Genomic DNA, 22978 nt, shown 5'->3' on the forward strand with positions numbered 1-22978 from the left:
AACTGCCTCTGATGTTGCCTCGCAGAACCTCTAGAGCGTCGCTCCGTCCGTCCCGTCTGGCGTCCCGTCCGCGCTGTCTGCGCCGCCGGTGAAGGGGGTTCTAAGGCTAACAAACAAAACCCGCAAGACGTTTTTTCAAAAAACTTCATTCAAACGCATTTTTTTTCTCAAACCCCTAGTTTTACTGGGTAAAAAGAAGGCAAATTCTTCACGTGCCCTTTGGTTTTCCCACTCTCTCGCCTTTGGAAGCCGAGAATCTCTTGGCGCGAATATGGGGCAATCCCCGCCCAACCACTATATGCAGTGTTCCTCACCCCAACCTGTCGTGGAATCGCCGTCCGACTCGCGATCGCCCTGCCCCGAATCTTTCCGATGGCGACATCAAAACGGGTGATTCAAATGCAAACGGGGCGCGCCGCGGGAAAATCCGTGGCACGCCCCGTCATCGTTGCTTGATCCGTATCAGCTGTAGCGAACGTCGTCGCCTGCGCTGTCGGGCGCCTTGAGGGCGTCAATAGCGGCATCGAGAGTCACATTGCCTTTCGGCGCTCCGCTATCATCCACAACGGGACAACAGTTGCTCTCTGACGCATGCAGTTTCGGCAGGGCCTCTTCGATGCTCGCCGAAAGTTGGATCGGGTCGCCTTTGCTCTCGGACACTGGGCCCATGATAGAGCGCATCCGCACCACCTTGGCGCGGTTCACGTCCTTAATGAAGTCGGTGATATAGGCGTCAGCTGGTCGCATCAGGATGTCCTGCGGATCGCCCGACTGGATGATCGCCCCGTCCCGCAGGATCGCGATGCGGTCGCCGATACGCAGCGCCTCGTCGAGATCGTGGGTGATGAAGATAATCGTTTTGTGCAGCTCCTCCTGCAATTCGAGGAGGATCGACTGCATATCCGTGCGGATCAGCGGGTCGAGCGCGGAGAAGGCCTCGTCCATGAGCAGGATGTCGGCATCCGTTGCAAGAGCGCGGGCAAGGCCCACACGTTGCTGCTGACCACCAGAGAGTTGCGAGGGGTACTGGTCCTCGAACCCGTTCAGCCCCACACGATCGAGCCACTTGCGTGCCCGTTCGTCGCGCTCTGGCTTTGCGACGCCCTGCACCTCCAGACCGTATTCGGCATTCTCCAACACCGTGCGGTGCGGGAAGAGGCCGAATTTCTGGAAGACCATGGACATCTTGAACCGTCGTAGGTCACGCAGCTTCTGCTTGCTCATGCCCAGAACATTCTCACCGTCGATCCAGATCTCCCCCGCCGTGGGTTCGATCAGGCGGTTGAGGTGGCGGATCAGGGTCGACTTCCCTGACCCCGACAGGCCCATGATGACCTGTATCTTGCGCGCAGGAATATCGAGGTTGATATTCTGAAGCCCGAGCGCATGGCCGAAGTTGTCCATCAACTCGGGTTTGCTCATACCTTCGCGCACATGCTCCATCATGGCTTCGGGCGTGTCGCCGAAGATTTTGTAGAGATCGCGGATCGAGACCTTGATCTCGTCAGAGGCGGAGGCGTCGGCAGAGCCGCTTAGGATTTGGGATGCATCAGTCATGCGCCGTCTCCCTATAGGCTTGCAGGCGTTTACCATAAGTCTGGCTCACGCGGTCGAAGATGATGGCGAGCACAACAATCGCCAGACCGTTCATCACGCCGAGCGCGAGGTACTGGTTAGCAATAGCTTGCAGCACAGGCGTGCCGAGGCCCTTCACACCGATCATCGATGCAATCACAACCATAGACAGCGCCATCATGATCGTCTGGTTCACACCCGCGAAGATGTTTGGCAGCGCCAGAGGAATCTGCACGCCGAAGAGCTTCTCGCGCTCGGAGGCGCCAAATGCGTCGGCTGCTTCCATCACCTCACGGTCTACAAGCCTGATACCGAGGTTTGTAAGGCGCACAATCGGCGGGATGGCGTAGATGCAGACTGCGATCAGACCAGGCACCTTACCGATCCCCAGAAGCATCACGACGGGGATAAGGTAGACGAAGGAGGGAATGGTCTGCATCACGTCGAGGATCGGCGTCACGATACGCTGCGCCAGATCGGAGCGCGCCATCATGATCCCTATGGGAATGCCGATTGCGATACATAAGGTTGTCGCCACCGATATGATGGCCAAGGTTGCCATCGTGTTTTCCCACATATCGAGATACCCGATGATGAGAAAGGCGACGATGGTGCCGCCCGTGATTTTCCACGACCGCGCACCAAACCACGTCATTGCCGCGATCACGGCGATGACAAGCGGCCAAGGCGCTTCGGTCAGCAGGTCTTCGAAAAAGATCAGAAATTTGAGAAGCGGCGAGAAAAAGGCTTCCAGTTCGTCGCCGAATGCGCGCGAGAAAGTTCGAAAGCTCTCGTCGATGCTTTGCTTCAACTGCGACAGGTCACGGCGACCCATAGCAGGAAACTCGATCAGCCAGTCCATATGATTGTCCCTGTTTTATAAAGAAAGGGCCCGCGGTATCCCCGCATACGCGGACCGCGGACCCTCTTATTGTCACGTCACGCACATATTAAAGTGCGTCTTTGACCTTCTCAGCCACATCGGCGGGAACCCAAGGGGTCCACACGTCTTCTTTCGTGGCAAGGAACTCAAATGCGGCGTCTTCGCCCGAGGCCTGGTTCTCGCTCATGTAAACCAGCATCTCGTTCATGACCTCGCCGGGGAAGATGCGGCTGGACATATATTCCATCGCGACACCGCCCTTTTTGGTGAACTCGTCGGTCACAACAGTGTGGACCTCGGAATTCGTCCAGGACGACGGCTGCGGATCGGCACAGTCCTGCTCGTTCTTTACCATACAGCCGTCCCAGTTTTCCGTCCCAGCCCATTCGGCTTCGAAGGGCAGCATCTGCAACTCGTACTTGCCGATAACAGCAGTCGGGGACCAGTAGTAGCCAAACCAAGGCTCGCTGCGCTCAACCGCTTTCGCGATGGAACCGTCAAGACCAGCGGCCGAACCCGGATCAACCAGAACCCAACCTTTTTCTTCCATGTCGAAGGCACGGAACATGTTGATGTTCACAAGCTGACAGCCCCAGCCCGCAGGACAACCGATGAAGGCGCCTTTGCTCTCGTCTTCGACGTAAGGGACCAGCTCAGGGTGTTCGAGCATCTTTTCGACAGTGTCGATTTCAGGATGCGCTTCCTTGAACTCTTTCGTCACCCACCAGCCTTCGCCGAGGCCCGTGATCGGACCTTCGAGAGCGGAGTGGAGACGGCCCTCTTCGAGAGCTTTGGCGAGGGGTTCACGCACTGCGTTTACCCAGAGCTCGGGCGCAACATCAGGCTCACCCTTCTCGTTCATCGAGGTAAAGGTCGGCGTGGTGTCGCCTGCGAGCAGCTCAACGTCGCAGCCATAGCCTTCTTCAAGGATAATCGCGTCGACATTCGCCATAAGCGAGGCCGAAGCCCAGTTCATCTCGGCAATAGTAATGTCGCCACATTCGTCTTGTGCGAGGGCGGCGACGGTAGATGCGGCAATAGCCATAGCGCTTGCAGCAAAAAGGTTCGTGTATTTCATAAGGGGAACTCCCGCTTACTTCGTGTGTGTGTTCATCGACCCCCTCATGTTCCACATGTGGTAACGGATCGAGCACCACCCCGAATTGGGCGATTTCTCTGCACTGTGCCGATTTTTGTCCCCTAGAGGACGCCCGTCCCGTGTGTGGAACAGGCTCGGTGGCTGAGCATGGCCAAAGACCAACACATCGCTCCCCTGTTTGCAAGCGGATATCCGCGGATAGCGGCACCTGTGACCTCAAGCGCGAACCCGCACGTAATTCCGTCGAAATGCGCACACCTCACAGCTCCCCTCGCGCACGGCACGCTACATATAGGACCATTGCTCACGCCCACCTCTATCCATGCCGCGCATCCTCCACCCTGTTCCCTGCGACGCCAGAGCGGTTGCTCTCCCGATGTGGCGTGGTTATCTGTCTTGCGACACGCCGCGCGCAGGCCTTGCCTATCGTGACGCAACAAGACCAACAGAACCAAGAAGGGCGCGCCAATGGCCAACGATCGCACACTCCTCGAAGCGGAAAACCGCGAGAAATCGAAGCGCGTGGGCGCATTGGCACAGCTTTGGCCCTTCATTCGCCCCTACCGCGCCATGATGGCACTGGCGCTCATGGCGCTTGTGCTGACGGCCTGCATCTCTCTCATCCTCCCGATTGCCGTGCGACGTGTTGTCGACGGGTTCCAGTCCTCCGAAGGTCTGCTGCTCGACAAGTATTTCGGTGCGGCATTGGCCATTGCCTTTCTTCTCGCGCTTGGCACGGGGCTGCGCTACTACCTCGTGACCCGTCTGGGCGAGCGCGTGGTGGCCGATATCCGAAAATCCGTCTTCGACCGCATGATCCGCATGTCGCCCGCCTTCTACGAGAAGATCATGACGGGTGAGGTTCTTTCGCGCATCACCACGGACACCACGCTGATCCTCTCGGTCATAGGCTCGTCTATCTCGGTGGCTCTGCGCAACTTCCTGATCCTGATCGGTGGGATGATCCTGATGCTCTTCACCTCGGCGAAGTTGACTGGGCTCGTGCTTCTGATCGTGCCCATTGTCATCGTACCAATCATCGTGCTGGGCCGCCGCCTGCGCAAACTCAGCCGCGAAAACCAAGAGTGGATCGCCTCCTCCTCAGGCACAGCCTCCGAGGCGCTTCTCTCCGCGCAAACCGTGCAGGCATTTACCGCCGAAGCCGAACAAGCGGCCCGCTTCGACGAAGTGACCGAGAAGAGCTTTGTCTCCGCACATATCCGCGTGCGGACCCGCGCAGTGATGACCGTGATCGTGATCTCGCTGATCTTCTTCGGCGTTGTCGGCGTACTGTGGATCGGTGCGCGCGATGTGCGCGAGGCCACCATGTCCATCGGCGAGTTGGTGCAATTCGTGATCTACGCGATCATGGTTGCAGGAGCCGCAGGCGCGCTTTCGGAAATATGGGGCGAGTTGCAGCGCGCGGCGGGGGCAACCGAACGACTCGTGGAACTTCTCGGGGCGCAAGATCCCGTGACCGATCCCGCCAATCCGCTCGCCCTGCCCCAACCCGTCAAAGGCGCGATCTCCTTCGACAAGGTGCGCTTCTCCTACCCTTCCCGTCCTGAAACTGCCGCGCTTGATACTGTGTCCTTCGACGTTGCAGCGGGTGAAACCGTGGCGCTGGTCGGCCCCTCGGGCGCAGGGAAATCCACGATCATCCAACTTCTGCAACGGTTCTACGATCCGCAGTCGGGCACAATCTCCATCGACGGAACACCAATCTCGGAGCTGGCGCGCGGTGCCTATCGCCAGCATATCGCGCTCGTGCCGCAAGACCCTGTAATCTTCGCCGCGTCAGCTGCGGACAACATCCGTTTCGGCCGCCCCGACGCGAGCATGGATCAAGTTATCGCGGCGGCGAAAGCGGCCAATGCGCATGACTTCCTTGCCAAGCTCCCCGAAGGCTACGACAGCTACGTCGGCGAACGCGGCATCATGCTCTCAGGCGGACAGAAGCAGCGCATCGCCATCGCCCGCGCGATCCTGCGCGATGCACCGATCCTGTTGCTCGACGAGGCGACCTCTGCACTCGACAGCGAAAGCGAACGGGCCGTGCAGACCGCCGTCGAGGAAATGTCACGCACGCGCACCACGCTCATTGTCGCGCACCGCCTTGCCACCGTGAAGAAGGCCGACCGCATCCTCGTTTTCGAGGACGGCAAGATCGTGGCCACCGGCACGCATGACTCGCTCGTCGCCGAAGGGGGCCTCTACGCCCGCCTCGCAAGATTGCAATTCACCGACGGCGGCTGAACGCTCCGTCACACCGCGGCCGTGCAAAAAGCCCCTTCCCTTCCACGGGTGTTCGGGGTCTGATACGGGCGAACATTCCAACCGACGTTAGGGAGACAAACATGGGTGTGTGGAGCTTTGTTAAAGATGCGGGCAAATCGGTGTTCGGCAAGTCCGACGATGCGCCCAACAAGGACGATCTTCTGGCCGAGATCGAGCAACTGGGCCTTGAGGCCGAGGGCGTCGAGATCGACGTCGAGGGCGACACGGTGAAAGTCGCAGGCAAGGCCAAGTCGCAAGAGCTGAAAGAAAAGATCATCATGGCTGTCGGCAATGTCGAGGGCATCTCCAAGGTGGACGATGCAGTTGAGGGCGACGATCCCGTCTTCCATGAGGTCAAGAAGGGCGACTCGCTGTGGGCCATTTCCGAGAAAACTCTCGGTTCGGGCGCGCGCTACAACGAGATTTTCGAGGCCAACCGCCCGATGCTCTCGCACCCTGATAAAATCTACCCGGGCCAGATGCTGCGTATTCCGCAGGATGGCGGCACCATGGCGTAAGCCGCCAAGGGCTGAGAACATCAAACGAAAAGGGCGTCCCGCGGGGCGCCCTTTACTTTGTCTGATACTGTACTGTGTCCGCGATTAAACCCGTTCGACGATCACCGATCCGACAGAGTAACCCGCTCCGAAGGAGCAGATCAGCCCGACCGACCCCGCCGCCAGATCCTCGCTGTTTTGTGCGAATGCGATGATGGAACCCGCCGAGGATGTGTTGGCGTAGTCTTGCAAAATGTTGGGCTGTTCGCCCGCCTCGGGCACGCGCCCCAGGACCTTCTTCCCGATGTAGTCGTTCATCGTCTTGTTCGCCTGATGCAGCCACAGACGCGTCAGATCATCCGCCACCACGCCTTCGCGCGCCATATGCTCCGCGATATGGCTGGAGACCAATGGCAGGACTTCCTTGAACACCTTACGCCCGTTTTGCATGAACTGCATGTCGCGGCGGTCGTCCATCTGGTCCTGCGCGCGACGCAGGAAGCCGTTGTTATTACGGATATTGTTGGAGAACTGCGTAGCACAGGCGGTCGAGCGGACATTGAACTGCGCAGCCCCCGCAACATCAGCCGCTTCCAAAAGCACCGCCGTCGCCACATCGCCAAAGATGAAGTGGCAGTCACGGTCACGCCACTCAAGGTGGCCCGACGTCAATTCGGGCGAGATCACGAGCGCGCGTTTGGCCGAGCCACCGCGGATCATGTCTGTTGCCGCCTGAATGCCGAAGGTCGCCGAAGAACAGGCCACATTCATGTCAAAGGCAAAGCCACCCGCGCCCATGACCTGCTGAATTTCGACCGCTATCGCGGGATAGGCGCGCTGGTGGTTCGACGCGGCACAGATGATCAAATCGACATCCCCCGCATCCACGCCTGCTTGCGCAAGCGCTTCTTGCGCCGCCGTCACCCCCATCTCCGCCATCAGCGACGGCGCGTCATCGGGGCGCGCGGGATATCGCGGGCACATCCGTTCAGGATCGAGGATACCTTCCTTGTCCATGACAAAGCGCTGCTCGATGCCACTGGCGGAGAAAATGAACTCTGACGACGAAGGTGATTTCGCCTCGACCGTCCCAGCCTCGATCTCCGCTGCATGTCGCGCGTTGTAGAGGTCGACATAGGCGTTGAAACTGGCCACCAATTCGTCATTGGTGATGACATGCGGCGGCGTGAAGACCCCGCTTCCGCTGATGACAACTTCGGCCATGGGCCCTCCCTACGGTGCGATAGAACGTTGAGCAAAGCTATATCGCGGGTTCACCCACGTCCACCGTTAGCGCAACATTTGGAGCTTTCAATGCGCCTGTGACGTGACGTCCCGACGCTGGTTTATGAAAATGACGCCGCGTAGCCCGCACCTTATCCACCCTTGCGCCGTGCCGCCGTTGCGCTCAAACTTGCAGGCGAGAAGGAGATTGTCCCGCGGCCAACGCGGGCGCAACAGGAGGGGAAACTAATGGCATCCGATTTCAGCTCGATGGAAGCGCGTGACGCAATCCACAATGAGATGGCGTGGGAAGAACGCGACGTGGCCACCACGATCTATGGGCTTTTGAGCGATACGACGTCGAAATTCCCCGACCGTCCCGCCTTTTCCTATCAGATCACCTCAGGCCCGAAGGATAAAAAAGAGACCCTGACGTGGCGGGCGTATCACGCCAAGGTCACGCAGGCCGCGAACCTGTTTCGCAAGCTTGGCATCGGTGAGAAAGACACCGTTGCCTATATCATGCCCAACTGCCACGAAACGGCGATCACCTTTGTCGGCGGCATGGTTGCGGGGATTGTGAACCCGATCAACCCACTGCTCGAACCCGAGCAAATGGCCGCGATCCTGCGCGAGACAGGGGCGAAGGTTGTTGTCACGCTCAAAAGCTTCCCCAAAACGGATGTGGCGCAAAAAGTGGCCGAAGCCGTGCGCCATGCTCCTGCGGTCAACACCGTGCTTGAGGTGGACTTGCTGCGCTACCTCAGCCCGCCCAAAAGCTGGATCGTGCCGCTCATCCGCCCCAAGAACCCCACAGCAATTGCCCATCACGCCGACTTGCTCGATTTCAACGCCGAGCTGGCAAAGATGCCCACGACGCTGCAATTCGAGGACGTCCAGAAAGACCGCGTTGCGGCCTACTTCCACACGGGCGGGACGACGGGCATGCCGAAGGTGGCACAGCACACTTACTCGGGCATGGTCTACAATGGCTGGCTCGGCAATCGGCTCCTCTTTGACGAAAAAGACGTGATCATGTGCCCGCTGCCGATGTTCCACGTGTTCGCCTGCCACGTCATCATGATGGCGCAGTTCACCTCGGGCGCGCATGGCATCTATCCTACACCTGCGGGCTATCGTGGCGATGGTGTCTTTGACAACTTCTGGAAGCTGGTCGAGCGCTATCGCGTCACCTTTATGATCACTGTGCCCACGGCCATGTCCGCGCTGATGCAGCGTCCTGTGGATGCTGACATTTCGTCGATCAAGACCGCGTTTTCGGGATCTTCCCCGCTCCCCGTCGAGCTTTACAAACGCTTCGAGCAGGCCACAGGCGTTGAGGTGATCGAGGGCTACGGCCTCACGGAGGCCACTTGTCTCACCTCGATCAACCCCGTGGGTGGCGTGAAGAAAATCGGCTCCGTTGGCATTCCCTTCCCGCATTGTGACGTCAAAATCCTGCGCGACGGACCAGACGGGCCGATTGAATGCGGCGTTGATGAAATCGGTGAGATTTGCATCGACAACCCGGGCGTTTACGCAGGCTCGACCTACACGGAAGTGGACAAGAACCACGACCTGTTCCACCACGATGTCTACCTGCGCACGGGCGATCTGGGACGTATTGATAGCGATGGCTACATCTGGATCACAGGTCGCGCCAAAGACCTGATCATCCGTGGCGGTCACAACATCGACCCCGCCGAGATCGAGGAAGCTCTGGCAGGTCACGAAGCGGTCGCCATGGTCGGCGCTATTGGCCAACCTGACTCGCACGCGGGCGAAATTCCCTGCGCCTATGTGGAGTTGGTCGCGGGTGCATCCGTGAGGATCGAGGAGCTGATGGAATACGCGCGCATCCATATCCACGAACGCGCCGCCTACCCCAAGCACATCGAAATCCTTGACGAACTGCCCAAGACCGCCGTGGGCAAGGTTTTCAAACCCGACCTGCGCAAACGCGCAATCACCCGTGTATTCAACACCGCAATGGAGGCCGCCGAGTTGAGCGCGCGCGTGGTCTCGGTCATCGATGACAAGAAACGTGGCCTTGTCGCTCAGGTTGATCCGAATGCGGGCGATGATGCCGCAACCGTCGGCAAGGTACTCGGCGCCTACGCGATCCCGTGGGAGTTCGCCAAAACCGAAGAGGCGTCCTGAGGCATCGCATTCAATTGAATGAAATTTGAAAGCAAAAGAGGGCCGCGCACTAGTACGCGGCCCTCTTCACTTTAACAGTTGTTAACGCTTTGCGCATAGCGTCCGTGAAAGAGATCGGATGTGCGCCGACGTGACCTTCAAAGGGCACGTGGACAAGGCCATATCCCTGACACAACGACACGGACGCACAGCTGCTGCAAAGGAACTGTTCACATGGTCATGGGCCTCGCCACACTTGCCGCATCACTCGCACTGACCTTTACGGTCTTGCTTAACTCCGCGGGCGCGCCACTTTGGCTTTGCATCATCAGCTACCCTTTGACGGGGGCTGCCCTGACCTTCGGCTTCGCCGCACTCTTCTTCAAATTCAAAGGCGAGAAGGATGCGCAAGCACCCATCAGAAGCGCTGGCACAAGCGGTTGGAACCGCGAGATCGAAACCCGCAAGAATGCCGCACCGCGCACATCAGAAAGGCGTGTGCCCGTACAAGAGCCCGCCGAACACGCGAAAGTCGCCTGACACCGAGCGGCGGCGCAACGCCCAACTCATCTCCTATTGCGGCAGTTCGATCTGCATCTTCACTTCTTCAGGTGGGGCGGAAGCCGCGATATCAAAGGCCTCGACGCTCTGGGAAAAATCGAACACCCGCGTGATTAACGGCCGAACATCAATCGCCCCCGACGCCAGCATCCCCAGACAACGCGGAAAGACATGGGCATAACGGAAGATGTTCTCCACCCGCGCCTCGCGCACCATGGCCGCCCCAGCGTCATAAGCAACAGGCTCCGATTGCCCCCCGATCATCACCACGCAACCACCTGGCGCGAGAGGCTCAAACACACGAGCGGCCGCTTGCGGAGCGCCCGTGGCCTCAAAAACCACATCCGCCCCCCACCCGTCCGTGGCGGCCAGCACCGTCGCAGCAAGATCATCGTGGATGGCATGAATGGGTGTTATGGCGCGCGAGAGGTTGCTGGCAATCTCCAACTTCTTCTCAGCAATGTCAGAGACGAACACCCGCGCGCACCCCGCCGCTACGGCCGAAAGCGCCGTGACCAGACCAATCGGCCCCGCCCCCATTACCACGGCCGTATCCCCGGGCTTGATCCGCGCCTTGGTCGCGGCATGCACCCCCACGGCCAGAGGTTCGACCATCGCCGCCTCACCGAAGGACACCCCTTCAGGAATGTGATAGGTGAAATCGGCGGGATGCACACAGGTCGGACGCAACACGCCATGTATCGGCGGCGTCGCCCAAAAGCGCACAGACGGATCAATGTTGTACATTCCCAAACGGGCCGCGCGCGAGTTTGGATCAGGAAGCCCTGGCTCCATACAAACACGATCGCCCACGGAAAGATTCGCAACCTCTGAGCCGCATTCGATCACCGTGCCTGACGCCTCGTGCCCCAAGACCATCGGCGCCTCCAACACAAACGGACCAATGCGCCCGTGGGTGAAATAATGCACATCCGAGCCACAAATCCCGACCGTATGCAATTTGATCCGCACATCACGCGGCCCAAGCACGGCCTCCGCACGGTCCAATTCAGGCATGTCGCGCAAAGCTAGCCTGCCGACCTCTTCAAGAACCAATGCCTGCATTCCGCGTTCCTCCCATGATGCCGAGCACCATGCATTGTGACGGTGCCACAGAAGACCGCAAGCCCATCAAACAGACAACACCCTTCTCCGCATCGGCAGCCCCCAGATCAGACGCGTGATTTCAAAAGAACGACATTTTATCTCAACGCCGCGAACGCTGTGAACTCTAGGATCAATTCTGTACCGGCGTTGTGAGCGGGCGACCATATCGTCGCAATCTTTCACTTCAGGGTGAAAGAGCTGGAGCCCCGCCATGGCCACGTTATGCGACGTTTTGGCACGATTAGAGGGAATTGAAGCGTGTTCGGCAGTGCTTAGCTATACAGGGTACACATTAGCTCATGAGAGGAAAAGTTATGTCTATTCGCAAGGTTACGGTACTCGGCACTGGCGTATTGGGCGCCCAAATCGCCTTTCAGACTGCCTATAGAGGGTTTGATGTTACCGCTTACGACATTGACGACGACAAGATCGCCTCAGCACGCAAAACAATGGAAAAACTGGGGCAGGCCTATCTCAATGATTTGCCCGATGCGACTGCGGACAAGATCACTGAAACAACCGCCCGCATCAGCTATGCCACCGACTTGGAGCAAGCGGTGCAGCAAGCCGATCTGGTGATTGAAGCGATTCCGGAGATCCTTGACCTCAAGAACAAGGTTTATGCCGAACTTGGCCGCGTTGCCGCGAGCGAGACGATTTTTGCCACCAATTCCTCGACCCTGCTGCCCTCCGACATGGCCGAGGCAACAGGACGGCCAGAACGGTTCTTGGCGCTGCACTTTGCCAATAACATCTGGCTGCACAACACCGCCGAAGTTATGGGGCACGCAAAAACCGATCCGGCCATTTTTGATGAGATTGTGAGCTTTGCCGAAGACATCGGCATGGTGCCAATTCAGGTCAAAAAAGAACAACCCGGATATGTGCTCAATTCGCTGCTCGTCCCGTTCCTTCGCGCCGCCTCGGGCCTGTTGGTCAAAGGCATTGCCAGCGCCGAAGATATCGACAAGACATGGAAAATCGGCACTGGCGCGCCCGCAGGCCCGTTCGAAATCTATGACACGGTTGGGCTAAACACGGCATATAACGTGGCCATGACAGGCGACGACACGCAAAAAGAGTTCGCCGCCTATATCAAGGAGCATTACATCGACAAAGGGAAACTGGGCCGCGCCACAGGCGAAGGGTTTTACACCTACCAAAGCTAGATTAATGGCTGACTTTACGTTCGGGCCACTCTGGTCCGAACGGTAAAGATTGGGGTATAGGCTGAATCGTTACATGCATGATTCAGCGATAATGCACATAACCCAACCGATCACATTCGCTTTGCGCCGTTAGACAAAATGGAGTTTCCCATGACGCGATCCAGTCGCATCGTCCCAGCATCTCTCAAGTCCAAGATCATGAGTGCGGAGGATGCAGCCTCGCTTATTCACAACGGCGCAGTCGTCGGGATGAGTGGCTTCACAGGCTCTGGCTACCCTAAGGAAGTTCCGCTCGCACTGGCCGCTCAAATTGAGCAGCAACATGCGCAGGGGGAACCCTTTCGGGTGAAAATCTGGTCGGGCGCTTCCACGGGGCCAGAGTTGGATGGTGCGTTGGCCAAGGCCGATGGCATTGATTTCCGCCTGCCCTACAACTCCGACCCGATCGCCCGCAAAAAGATCAACGCGGGAGAAATGAACTATTTCGACATGCACCTGAGCCAAGTCGCCCCCTTGGCATGGCAAGGGTTTCTCGGCCATCTCGATACCGCCGTGATCGAAATCTCCGGCTTTACTCCCGAGGGCAACCTCATCCCCTCCTCGTCTGTAGGCAATAACAAAACGTGGCTGGATCAGGCCGACAAGATCATTCTGGAGGTCAACCGCTGGCAAAGCGAGGCGTTGGACGGGATGCACGACATCTATTACGGCACCGACCTTCCGCCCAACCGCGTCCCGATCCCGTTGGTAAAGCCCGATGACCGCATCGGCCAAGCCCATTTCAAAGTCGACCCCAGCAAAATCGTTGCGATTGTTGAAACGGATACACCCGACCGCAATGCGCCCTTTGCCGAACCTGATGACACGGCCGAAGCCATCGCGGGGCATTTGCTCGAGTTCCTCAAGCACGAGGTTAAAGTCGGCCGCTTGCCTGCCTCTATGCTGCCACTGCAATCGGGCGTGGGCAATGTGACGAACGCGGTTCTGTCTGGCCTTCTCGACAGCCCCTTTGAAAACATGACCGCCTTTACCGAAGTGATTCAGGACGGCATGTTGGACCTTCTGGACGCGGGCAAACTGCGCATGGCCTCGGCCACCGCCTTTTCGCTGAGCCCTGACGCGGCGCACAAATTCAATGCCGATGCGCAGCGCTACCGTGACAAGCTGATCTTGCGTCCGCAGGAGATTTCCAACCATCCCGAACTGATCCGCCGCCTTGGCTGTGTGGCCATGAACGGGCTGATCGAGGCGGATATCTTCGGCAATGTGAACTCTACCCACGTCATGGGCTCACGGATTCAAAACGGGATCGGTGGTTCGGGAGACTTTGCGCGAAATGCCTATCTGTCGATCTTCATGACACCCTCGACCGCCAAGAACGGCAAAATCTCGGCCATTGTTCCGATGGCAAGCCACGTCGACCACATCTCGCAAGACGTACAGGTCATTGTCACCGAACAGGGGCTCGCAGATTTGCGTGGGCTTGCGCCGAAACAAAAGGCTGCGCTCATTATTGAGAAATGTTCGCACCCCGATTATCGCGATGCCTTGCACGACTATTTTGCGCGCGCACAGCACAGCTCCTTCGGACAACATGCGCCCAATATCCTCTCCGAAGCGCTGAGTTGGCACCAGCGCTACGTCGAAACAGGATCAATGGCATAGGCGTCATGGCATACAGGTGAAGTTGTCCCGAAGGCTGGACAGTCGGCTAGGGTGTATCCCAAAATTTTTAAGGGATGCGGCGATGGCAAAGTGCTGAAAGCTTACAGACCAGTTTCGGCGTGATGCAGTGTGCCGCTTCAACGGCGGAACAAAGCCCAACCACTCTGGCGACGCGGAAGTCGGCCAGAGTGGGCTTTGCGTCTTGGAGCGCGCAGATCTGAAATAGCAGGCTCGTTCCAAGGCGCATTTGCCGTCAGGTCGGCGCCGTTTAGTTGGCGTATGTGATGTCTATCCCGACTGCGCAGACCAATGCCTAACTTTCCTTGAATGCGCGCTGCATGGAGTCCAGAACGGGCTTGATCAGATATTGCGCAAATGTGCGCTCTGCGGTTTGAATCATCACTTGCGCGGGCATCCCTGGCACAGGGACAAATCCCGGCACCCGCTCAAGCTCGGAAGCAGGTAGAGAAATGCGCACCACATAAACCTCACGCGCGACTTGTCCGTTATCATCAAGGATGGCATCGGCGGATATATAGAACACCTTTCCCTCAAGTATGGGAGTTGTGCGTTGATTGAGCGCTGTGAGCCGCACCGACGCGAGTTGACCCGATTTAACGCTGTCGATGTCGGTTCTCGCAATCATCGCCTCAATGATCAGCGGCACATTTGAGGGCAGAATCTCGGCGATAATTGCCCCTGCTTCGACCACAGACCCAGGACCAGAATAGTTCAAACTGACGACCGTCCCCGAAACGGGCGCTTCGATCACGATGCGTTTCAAGACCGACTGAGCGTCCCTTTCTCGCTCGCGCACGGTGTCGAGTTCAATTTGAATGGACTGCAATTCGTCTAGAGCGGCTTGTCGGTAGGTATCAATGGTTTGAACCTTTTGCGCTTCATATCGCGCTTTCATTTCAAGGGACTCTTCGATCTCCGCCTCGATTTGCCCAAGCTCGCCTTCAGCATCAGCGATGGCTCGCTCAACCACACTCAACTCGCTACCGATGACAAGGCCGCGATCATACAATTTCAGCTTTTTCTGCCGTTCTTCATCAAGGAGGGAAATCTGGCGTTCGTAAGATTTTTTCTGCGCGCCATAGCCTTTGGCGCGGGCCTCCAATACAGCGATGTTTCGCGTAATGAGTGCGAGATCATTTTCCAATCTCGATCGGGCAACATCGAAAGACAACAGTTGACTGTCGAGCATCGTGGCGACCTCGGGATCAATGCGCGCCTTCAGTAACTCAGGTGGAAAACGAACCTCCGATTTTGCCCCGTATTCGGTAAGCAACCTTGCCTCGATAGCTTGAAGCCTCAGACGGCGCAGATACAGCGCACGTTGATTAGACTGCGCCGTGGTTTCATCCAACCTGAGCATTGGCTCGCCTTTGACCACTTCATCCCCTTCGGAGACATTGATCTCGGCAATGATCCCGCCCTCAAGGTGCTGCACCATCTTGTTGCGCCCCGTGGCAACGAATGATCCAGGGGCAACAACGGCGGCGGCAAGAGGTGCGGTAAATGCCCAATATCCGAACCCGCCGATAGCAAATACAAGGATTGCCAGTCCTGCGCTTACTTGGGCACGTATCGAGCGGGGAATTTCGTGATCCCACGGCTCGCTTGCTTCGATAGTTGCAGGAAGCGTGCTCATGCCAATGCTCCTTCATTAGATGCGTGCTCGGCTGCGAATTTTTCCGCCGCGGCCTTCCTGCGTTTTTCGAGTTCGCCAAGGACTTGATTCCGCCAACCGAAAATCGAGATATTGCCATCAGTGAGCATCATGATTTTATCAACTGCGGTCAGGATCGCCGGCTTTTGAGTGATAACCACGATGGTTATGCCGTTTTCGCGTGCATGGCCGAGCGCATTGACCAAGGCGGTATCGCCCGCGGCATCAAGGTTGGAATTCGGCTCGTCGAGAACAAGCAGCTTGGGGTTCCCAAAAAATGCGCGCGCAAGCCCGATACGTTGTTTTTGTCCACCGGAAAGAGGCGAGCCGTCTGCTGCTACAACCGTTTCGTACCCTTGTGGCAGGCTTGCGATCATATCATGCACATCAGCGAGCATAGCCGCACGATGGATCGCCTCATCACTGGCATTGGCACGCATACGGGCGATGTTCGCCTTGATCGTTCCAGGAAATAGCTGAACGTCTTGAGGCAAGTATCCAAGCGTTTCACCCAATTGTCTGGGTTCCCAATTCCTAAGATCCATGAGATCGAGCCGCACGGCGCCAGAGGTGGGAATGATTGAGCCAACCAGCATTTTCCCCAGTGTCGTTTTTCCCGCACCTGAGTTTCCGATGATGGCAAGCGTTTCTCCAGCACCCAGACTGAATGTTAATGCGTTCAGAACCACACTCTTGGTGCCTTTGGGCACGAACAACAGCCGCTCCACATCCAACCGCCCTTCTGGTTTGGGCAATCTCAGCTTGTCATTCAATTTCGATGTGCGTTTGAGCAATGAGGCAACGCGTTGATATGCGCCCTGTGCCATCAAGAACCCGTTCCATCCTTCAATCGCGCCTTCAATGGGGGCCAATGCACGCCCCGCCACGATAGAGGCGGCGATCACCATACCGCCTGTAATCTGGCCATCGAGGGCAAGATACGCGCCCCACCCAAGCATTCCGATTTGAGCGATCATACGAAGCATTCTCGAAATAGCCGCCGAGAAGATATTGCGATCTTGAGCCTGCACTTGCAGCTTTAAAGACTGCGCCGTGTCACTCCCCCAGATCCGAACAGCCTCTGGAATCATCGACATTGCGTTGATGATCTGGCTGTTGCGTGACATGCTGTCGAGATGGACGTTCGCCCGCACTTGAGCTTGGTTCGCGGCTTGGAACCCCTTGGATGTCATCCTTTGGTTGACCCACGCCACGATCGCCAATGCGATTGCCGTGACGACCACAATGAGCCCGAGATGCGGGTGGATCAGGAAGATCACGAAGATAAAAAACGGCGCAAAGGGCACGTCCAAAAACGATAAAAGCGTGCCGGAGACGATGAACTGGCGCAGCGTTTGCAGATCACCAAGCACCTGATATTCGCGCCCGTTGGAGTGCAACGAGGCCTGCGCCGCCGCAGATAGAACAGGAGCGCCCAATCGTGACGCCACATCCACCGCCGTGCGCATTAGCGCCAGACGGCGGATTGCGTCGAAAACAGATTGTAAAATGATCGCCCCTAAAATGACCGCCGTCAGCATGATCAACGTATCAATTGACCGAGAGGTCAAAACACGGTCAGAGATTTGGAATAGGTAGATCGGCACCGCCAGGACGAGCATATTGGTCACGGTCGTCATCAGGGCGACAAAGACGATATTACTCGTGACCCGACGATGGATCGAGCTGAGCGTTTTTGTGTAATCTTCGGGTTTGATTCGACGGTGGAAATCAGCGGTAGCCTCGTTGGCACTGCCCGTTCCCCCCATCTCGGCTAGTTTCGTTCCTTGTGTGCCAGTCACTGCAATTCTCCCATAAAAATCGCGAGTTAAGTCCCGTTAATTCAAGAAATCATTGTATTGAGCGCATCGAAATTTCCGGATTGGCATCCTTCAACGCCACAGATATCGGCCCCCGTCGCCTCATCGGACGCGGGGGTGCCATCAATCATTCCGTCGACAAGAAATGCGACCGCCTCAGTGGCCAATCCGCTCATGTCCGTATCGCCAAGATCAAGCGATGCAGCATCCGTGTCATACATTCCGGCCTGAAAGATCACGACATCGGAATAGGCGCCGCCACTGGCCATGATATCGCTGTCCAGTCCCATCACGTTGACCTTGGCGGTATTAGCGAGAATGTTGTCACCCGTGCGCAGGTCAAACTGTGAGAATGCAGCGGCATCATCGGCAAAGAGTTGGATGAGGTCGGAATCTGAAAGGATGTTGATCTGTGTGAGCGTCGTAGACATGACGTAGTCACCCTCGACGGCCAGAACCCGCGCAACCTGCGTCCCGTTCAGACCATCCAAACCATCCAAACGGAAGGGATCGAAGTCACCGGAATTCAGGCTGTCCAGCGCACGCGATGCATCGCCCGTCATTTCGGAGACCGTATCAATGCCAGAGATCGAAATTGTAGCCTCGTTCCAGAGCAGATTGGCTCCAGTTAAGACCGATCCGAGCGTTCCGTTTTCGGCAACCACAAAGTCATTATCGAGCAGGATATTTGTCTGGCTGATCGAGGCGGACTGAAACATGTCTCCGCCGACCATGATAACATCATAACCAAACTGGAAACCGTTCAGGACCGCACTGTTGACCGACATATTCTCGCCCAACGAAATATCCACCGAATGGAAAACCTGTTCGTAGGTGATAACGTCGTTGTCGGAAATCAGATTGATCTGAACGATCTGCGAGGTGAACACCAAGTCACCGTCAAGCGTGGCAAGTGCATAACCCGCTGGTGCACCAGTGTAGACTTGACCATTCGCTCCAACGACTGCGGTTGGCGCGTTCGAGCTATATGAAATCTCTGCGAAATTCCCGGACATGCTTGGCGCGACCTCGGCCTGCCCCGCAACATCGCTCATGACGAGGTCTGTGTTGCTTTCAACGTTGATCTGCGAAATCTTGACCGTTGAGGTATACTCGCCACCAACAATGAATGTCCCCGCATCAGGGGCGATCCCGCCCCAAACGGCTTCGTTCATCAGCAAGTTGTCTCCCGTGGAAATCTCTTGCGGAACGGATGTGGCGGGGGCAGCGCTCGAAATTTCGACATGCTCGGTGACACTTTCACCAGAGACAGCGCGGCCTTCGTTTACCTCTGGTTCCTCGTCGAGGACCTCCTCATCAGTCAACCGCTCCAAACGCGCATCAAGAGCGTCCGTAAGCGTTTCGGGCGTAGAGACAAGTGAGGCCCCGTCGAGGACCAAAACGCCACCATCAGCGACCGTATCGAAGGCATCATCATCACCTGTGACACGGGATATATGAGCGCCAGACAGAGCTTCAACTGGAGGTTCTTCTGTTGGGTTCGATGCGTATCTATCAAGTGCATCCGCGGCTCTAGCCAGGTTCACCAACAGCGCATCAAGCGCCTCAGGCGATGCATCTCGCGCAATACCTTCCGGCAAATCGAGCGGGCGCAGCAACAGCGTATCGTCATCCAAAAGCGTATTTTTCTGCGCCACGATCGCTGCCCAACTGTTCTCAGGCGGCAGGATGAAAAGCATCTTCCCCTGCCCGAAGTATTCCCATGCAGACATGCTGGAATAGAGTTGATTGCTAGTGTCGGCTCCGAACGCACGAAAACCCTCGCTATGAGGAATACCAACACCCATCGGGGACAGGGGCGCCGAGCTAAACCAGATCGGCATATCCACCTGCGGATACATGTCGGTGAGTGAAAGGGGAGAGGAGACATTGACCTTCACATTCAACAGGTCGCCTGGCTCATACTCAGCCTTTTGTTGTGCGGAGAATTTGTCATAGTCCAAACGGGTGAGGAGCGCGTCGATTTCTCGATCGAAATGACCAATGAAATGGGCGATCGCTTCTGAATTGCGATCAAGCATTGTCTCCTCCTTCCTGTTGCTATGGGGTTTTGGACCCTCTTGGGGACCTCTCATGGGAGGTCTTAACTGTCAGGCGTCGAGCCATTCCCGAATGGGATGTGCTGAACTAAGGACAGGAAAATGATGCGCCCGCGTGGCTATGGGATAGTGCGGGCGCATCGTGCTAAGGTCGTAGGGACCTTATGCTTCGTCGTCACCGATGGAGTAGGTGGACGTCATACCGCCACCGACCACGGTTGTGTCGACGGTATTGCCCAGAACGTTGGCGCCCATGACGATGGACTGGTTGAATGCCGTGACATCCATCTCAGCACCCGCATCAGAGTAGGCAGAACCGCCAACATAGCCATCGTCACCGTTGCCTGAGCCCCAGTCACCAATGCCGCCACCAGTGCCAGAGTCAGCGTCTTCGCCACCTTGGCCATGGCCCATTTTACCGTGACCGCCCCACCCGGAGTCAGCCTCTTCAGCAGCTGCCGAGCCACCAGCCGAAGAGATACCGTCACCGGTTTCACTTCCACCACCAGACGTGGTGCCGTTGACCGTGAAGCCACCGTTGTTCGCGACATTCGGGCTATTCAGCGTGTCGTTATCAACGAGGTTGTTGGACTGGCCAAAGATCTGACCTGAGTCGTTGCCTGCGCCAGTGAGAGCGTGATCAAGCAATTCACTCATATTCAACTCGTTGCCGGGATCGAACGAACCGTTGATATAGTCGCCCATCGAAGCGTGATCGAGGTCAATGAAATCATTGTCCTCAGGCGCGATGCCCTTGATACCAAGATCAACATCAACCGTCACAGTGGTGTCGGATGTGTTGGTATTGGAGTTCGTGTTGCCATTCACGTTTGCGTTGGTGTTCCCATTGGCATTCACGTTACCGTTGGAGTTGCCATTGGTATTACCATTGTGGTTGCCGTTCATGCTCCCATTCAGGTTACCGTTCATGTTGCCATTCAGGCTGGACGAACTCTGGGACTGACCTTGGTCCTGACCTTGACCTTGGCCCTGGTCTTGGTGTTGCCCTTGACCTTGGGCTTGCAGCTGAGCCTGAAGCTCCGCTTGCAGCTGAGCTTGTGTCTCAGACTGACCTTGGTCTTGATTCATATTCGGATCACCCTGTGGTTGAGTGGGACCGTTGCCACGACCTTTATTAGACATTGTAAATTCCTCCATGTTGGTTGCAGATCCGGAGGCCGTCATTCATTTCCAAAACGGATATTCCAGATCTTTTTGTGTGGGGAGAATCCCCGGACCTTTTTGACCGCGCCTCTTACGAACCGCTGATGGCCAAACAAGCCGCCGACGAAACGTTGCCGACAAACGAACACTGCGATGAGATCAGCGAACAGCCTAGTCGCCCATTGGGTATAGCCACTCCAAAGAATCGACCTAAGTCATTGTTTTGTAACTATTGAACAAACATCACCCATCTGAAGGAGGATATTCAGAAGGTATAGATCGATACCCCTGACTACCCAAACGGCCTACATCTTACGGAGAGCGCTTAGTTGGGTATTCTGCGACGCGGACCCCTCCCCGAAGGCGGCACAAGGAAGGCGGAAACAAGGGAGACTTCCCGCGATTTCAGGCCCTAACGGAGCCTGAATTTAGCGCTTCGCCTACACCTTTTGACGGATAGACCGCAGCCAATAGGTGATTGATAGGTTTGGTTATTGATTAACTTTTAGGCGGATCTCTTGCAGTCTCTAGGAATCAACTGGCCTCACCGTAGATTTTCCGAGGCCCAGATTTCTTCACGAATTCCGATTGCTGCTTTGTATTTGGTTCAGTCTTTAAATGTTGCTTTGCGCGTAAGTGGTCGCTTTGCGCGCAAGTGTTTGTCGCTCAGTTTCTGTGGCGAGTACTGCTTTTTCCTGGGGGGGGGAACTATGGAAAGTATTTCACTTTCTGAGGTCTCGAACGGTGAACCCGTTGAGACCTTAAAACGGTTAATATTCTTTATCGGATCTTCGAGTGTTTTTTCACCTGTCACGCTACGGACGGTGGAAACGGAGATCGAACACACACACACACTGCACGTACCTGACTTTCAGGTGCTGCATCTGGTTATGTCTGCAACACGCAGTGTGCCTCATGGGCCCGAACTATTCATGGTGGTGTGCGATTTGCATAACGCCACGGACCTATTGCAACGCTTGAGGGGCACAGATCCCTTACTGGTCAGAAGTAAACTCGTCATAGGATTCGAGAACACAGAGGACGCGCAAGTATTTTACGAAATGCATGCACAAGAAATCTGTAAACAGCACATCAGCTTTCTTCCTATGAATCTCAACGTCTGCGCTTTTCTCGGACTAATGACCGTGATCTGCGCAGGGGCGCATTACATTCCACCCGAAATAACAGTCAAAATGGCCCAAAAACCGACCGATGCCGTGGACGGGGCGCATCGTTACGCCCCCGCACCCGCACCTGCCGCCCACCATCCAACAGCGGCGCAGGCAGAGGCCATTCAGGCAGCCCTCACACCACGTGAGACCGAAGTGCTATCCTTGGCCGCTCAAGGATGCCCGAACAAAGTCATCGCCCGCGATCTGAATATTTCAGAGCACACCGTTAAGCTGCATATGCATCGCGTCATTTCAAAACTCGGTGTGTCCAACCGGACGGAGGCCGCGGCGCGCTTCCACCATGGTTACAATGAGTAGCCCGACGACCCAGACGCCGCCGAAAGACTTCGATGCGTTCTTGATGCGCATCGGACAGATTAACTATGCGTGGACCAACACAGAAAGCACGCTCATTCATTTGATGGCTGGCTTGATCCCGACGGATACGTCAACGGCAACGATTATTCACCTGACATTGAACACGACCCGTGCGCGCCTCGATCTCGTCGATCGGCTCGCCAAACGCCAAAACTGCCCCCTGCCCGCTGACGCGATCCATCGGATTCTCACCATCAGCAAAAGAATGAAAAAGCTTTCGGGGCTACGCAATCGCCTAAATCATTGCCTCTATGCCTTCGATCAAGACGGCGGGCCTGTTCGCGCAATTCAAATGCGGATTGCAGATCGAAAAAACAGTTTGGCTTATGGTGCCGAAACAGTCCTGGACGAGGCGGAACTTGCCGAGATTGATCTTGCCTTGAGGGACATACAGACACTCAACGAGGACATTTGGTCCGTCGTTTGTGATTACGACATGCCACAATGAAAGGGATGAAACAGCCGCCGCAAAAGGGCTTCGATGCATTTCGCAGCGTTTTATGTTAATATGAT

17 protein-coding genes are annotated in these 22978 nt (G+C 56.6%); 8 read left to right on the plus strand and 9 right to left on the minus strand.

Going from position 1 to position 22978, the window contains the following annotated elements:
• Positions 1-462: 462 nt before the first annotated feature.
• From ACN0SC_RS08515 to ACN0SC_RS08525, 3 genes are all read right to left on the minus strand, one after another.
• Positions 463-1557 (minus strand): quaternary amine ABC transporter ATP-binding protein, encoded by a 1095-nt coding sequence (locus ACN0SC_RS08515; protein ID WP_417249248.1) that lies wholly within the window; start codon positions 1555-1557, stop codon positions 463-465.
• The gene (locus ACN0SC_RS08520) at positions 1550-2437 is read right to left on the minus strand and encodes an ABC transporter permease (RefSeq protein ID WP_417249249.1); all 888 of its coding nucleotides are present in this window, start codon (positions 2435-2437) and stop codon (positions 1550-1552) included. Before ACN0SC_RS08520 ends, ACN0SC_RS08515 begins: the two co-directional genes overlap by 8 nt.
• Positions 2438-2525: 88 nt before the next feature.
• The gene (locus tag ACN0SC_RS08525) at positions 2526-3536 is read right to left on the minus strand and encodes an ABC transporter substrate-binding protein (RefSeq protein WP_417249250.1); all 1011 of its coding nucleotides are present in this window, start codon (positions 3534-3536) and stop codon (positions 2526-2528) included.
• A gap of 489 nt (positions 3537-4025) precedes the next feature.
• Between ACN0SC_RS08525 and ACN0SC_RS08530 the strand changes: the two genes are divergently transcribed.
• Together ACN0SC_RS08530 and lysM are read left to right on the plus strand one after the other, a co-directional pair.
• Positions 4026-5813, plus strand: a complete 1788-nt coding sequence (locus tag ACN0SC_RS08530; protein ID WP_417249251.1) for an ABC transporter transmembrane domain-containing protein — start codon at positions 4026-4028, stop codon at positions 5811-5813.
• 101 nt (positions 5814-5914) lie between these two features.
• A complete protein-coding gene (gene lysM, locus ACN0SC_RS08535) occupies positions 5915-6352 on the plus strand; it encodes a peptidoglycan-binding protein LysM (protein ID WP_417249252.1) in 438 nt (145 codons plus the stop codon).
• Between the two features lie 84 nt (positions 6353-6436).
• Here lysM and ACN0SC_RS08540 read toward each other — a convergent pair whose 3' ends face one another.
• Positions 6437-7555: a beta-ketoacyl-ACP synthase III gene (locus tag ACN0SC_RS08540; protein WP_417249253.1), complete on the minus strand. Its 1119-nt coding sequence runs from the start codon at positions 7553-7555 to the stop codon at positions 6437-6439.
• A 249-nt stretch (positions 7556-7804) separates the two neighbouring features.
• On the opposite strand from ACN0SC_RS08540, the gene ACN0SC_RS08545 reads away from it, so the two are divergent.
• Together ACN0SC_RS08545 and ACN0SC_RS08550 are read left to right on the plus strand one after the other, a co-directional pair.
• A complete protein-coding gene (locus tag ACN0SC_RS08545; RefSeq protein ID WP_417249254.1) occupies positions 7805-9715 on the plus strand; it encodes an acyl-CoA synthetase in 1911 nt (636 codons plus the stop codon).
• Positions 9716-9928: 213 nt separating this feature from the next.
• Positions 9929-10234, plus strand: a complete 306-nt coding sequence (locus ACN0SC_RS08550) for a hypothetical protein (protein WP_417249255.1) — start codon at positions 9929-9931, stop codon at positions 10232-10234.
• A 33-nt stretch (positions 10235-10267) separates the two neighbouring features.
• Here the strand turns inward: ACN0SC_RS08550 and ACN0SC_RS08555 are convergent, their stop codons facing one another.
• Entirely contained in the window at positions 10268-11320 is a 1053-nt protein-coding gene (locus ACN0SC_RS08555) for an NAD(P)-dependent alcohol dehydrogenase (RefSeq protein ID WP_417249256.1), read from the minus strand.
• A 356-nt stretch (positions 11321-11676) separates the two neighbouring features.
• Between ACN0SC_RS08555 and ACN0SC_RS08560 the strand changes: the two genes are divergently transcribed.
• Positions 11677-12531: a 3-hydroxyacyl-CoA dehydrogenase gene (locus ACN0SC_RS08560; RefSeq protein ID WP_417249257.1), complete on the plus strand. Its 855-nt coding sequence runs from the start codon at positions 11677-11679 to the stop codon at positions 12529-12531.
• Positions 12532-12681: 150 nt separating this feature from the next.
• The gene (locus ACN0SC_RS08565; RefSeq protein ID WP_417249258.1) at positions 12682-14196 is read left to right on the plus strand and encodes an acetyl-CoA hydrolase/transferase family protein; all 1515 of its coding nucleotides are present in this window, start codon (positions 12682-12684) and stop codon (positions 14194-14196) included.
• A 313-nt stretch (positions 14197-14509) separates the two neighbouring features.
• Here the strand turns inward: ACN0SC_RS08565 and ACN0SC_RS08570 are convergent, their stop codons facing one another.
• The 4 genes from ACN0SC_RS08570 to ACN0SC_RS08585 all read right to left on the minus strand — a co-directional run bounded on the left by ACN0SC_RS08570 (position 14510) and on the right by ACN0SC_RS08585 (position 20681).
• Positions 14510-15853, minus strand: coding sequence for an HlyD family type I secretion periplasmic adaptor subunit (locus ACN0SC_RS08570; protein WP_417249259.1), 1344 nt, complete (start codon positions 15851-15853; stop codon positions 14510-14512).
• Positions 15850-17640: a type I secretion system permease/ATPase gene (locus ACN0SC_RS08575; protein ID WP_417249524.1), complete on the minus strand. Its 1791-nt coding sequence runs from the start codon at positions 17638-17640 to the stop codon at positions 15850-15852. The genes ACN0SC_RS08570 and ACN0SC_RS08575 overlap by 4 nt, the downstream gene beginning before the upstream one ends.
• Positions 17641-17714: 74 nt before the next feature.
• Positions 17715-19733 (minus strand): hypothetical protein, encoded by a 2019-nt coding sequence (locus ACN0SC_RS08580; protein ID WP_417249260.1) that lies wholly within the window; start codon positions 19731-19733, stop codon positions 17715-17717.
• A 180-nt stretch (positions 19734-19913) separates the two neighbouring features.
• A complete protein-coding gene (locus ACN0SC_RS08585; protein ID WP_417249261.1) occupies positions 19914-20681 on the minus strand; it encodes a hypothetical protein in 768 nt (255 codons plus the stop codon).
• Positions 20682-21625: 944 nt separating this feature from the next.
• On the opposite strand from ACN0SC_RS08585, the gene ACN0SC_RS08590 reads away from it, so the two are divergent.
• A complete protein-coding gene (locus tag ACN0SC_RS08590; RefSeq protein WP_417249262.1) occupies positions 21626-22405 on the plus strand; it encodes a helix-turn-helix transcriptional regulator in 780 nt (259 codons plus the stop codon).
• Complete coding sequence (locus tag ACN0SC_RS08595) at positions 22398-22913, plus strand: hypothetical protein (RefSeq protein ID WP_417249263.1); 516 nt, start codon at positions 22398-22400, stop codon at positions 22911-22913. The genes ACN0SC_RS08590 and ACN0SC_RS08595 overlap by 8 nt, the downstream gene beginning before the upstream one ends.
• The last annotated feature ends 65 nt before the right edge of the window (positions 22914-22978 follow it).

Origin of the sequence: Celeribacter sp. (assembly GCF_048261515.1) — a bacterium.
In the GTDB taxonomy this organism is placed as follows: domain Bacteria; phylum Pseudomonadota; class Alphaproteobacteria; order Rhodobacterales; family Rhodobacteraceae; genus Celeribacter.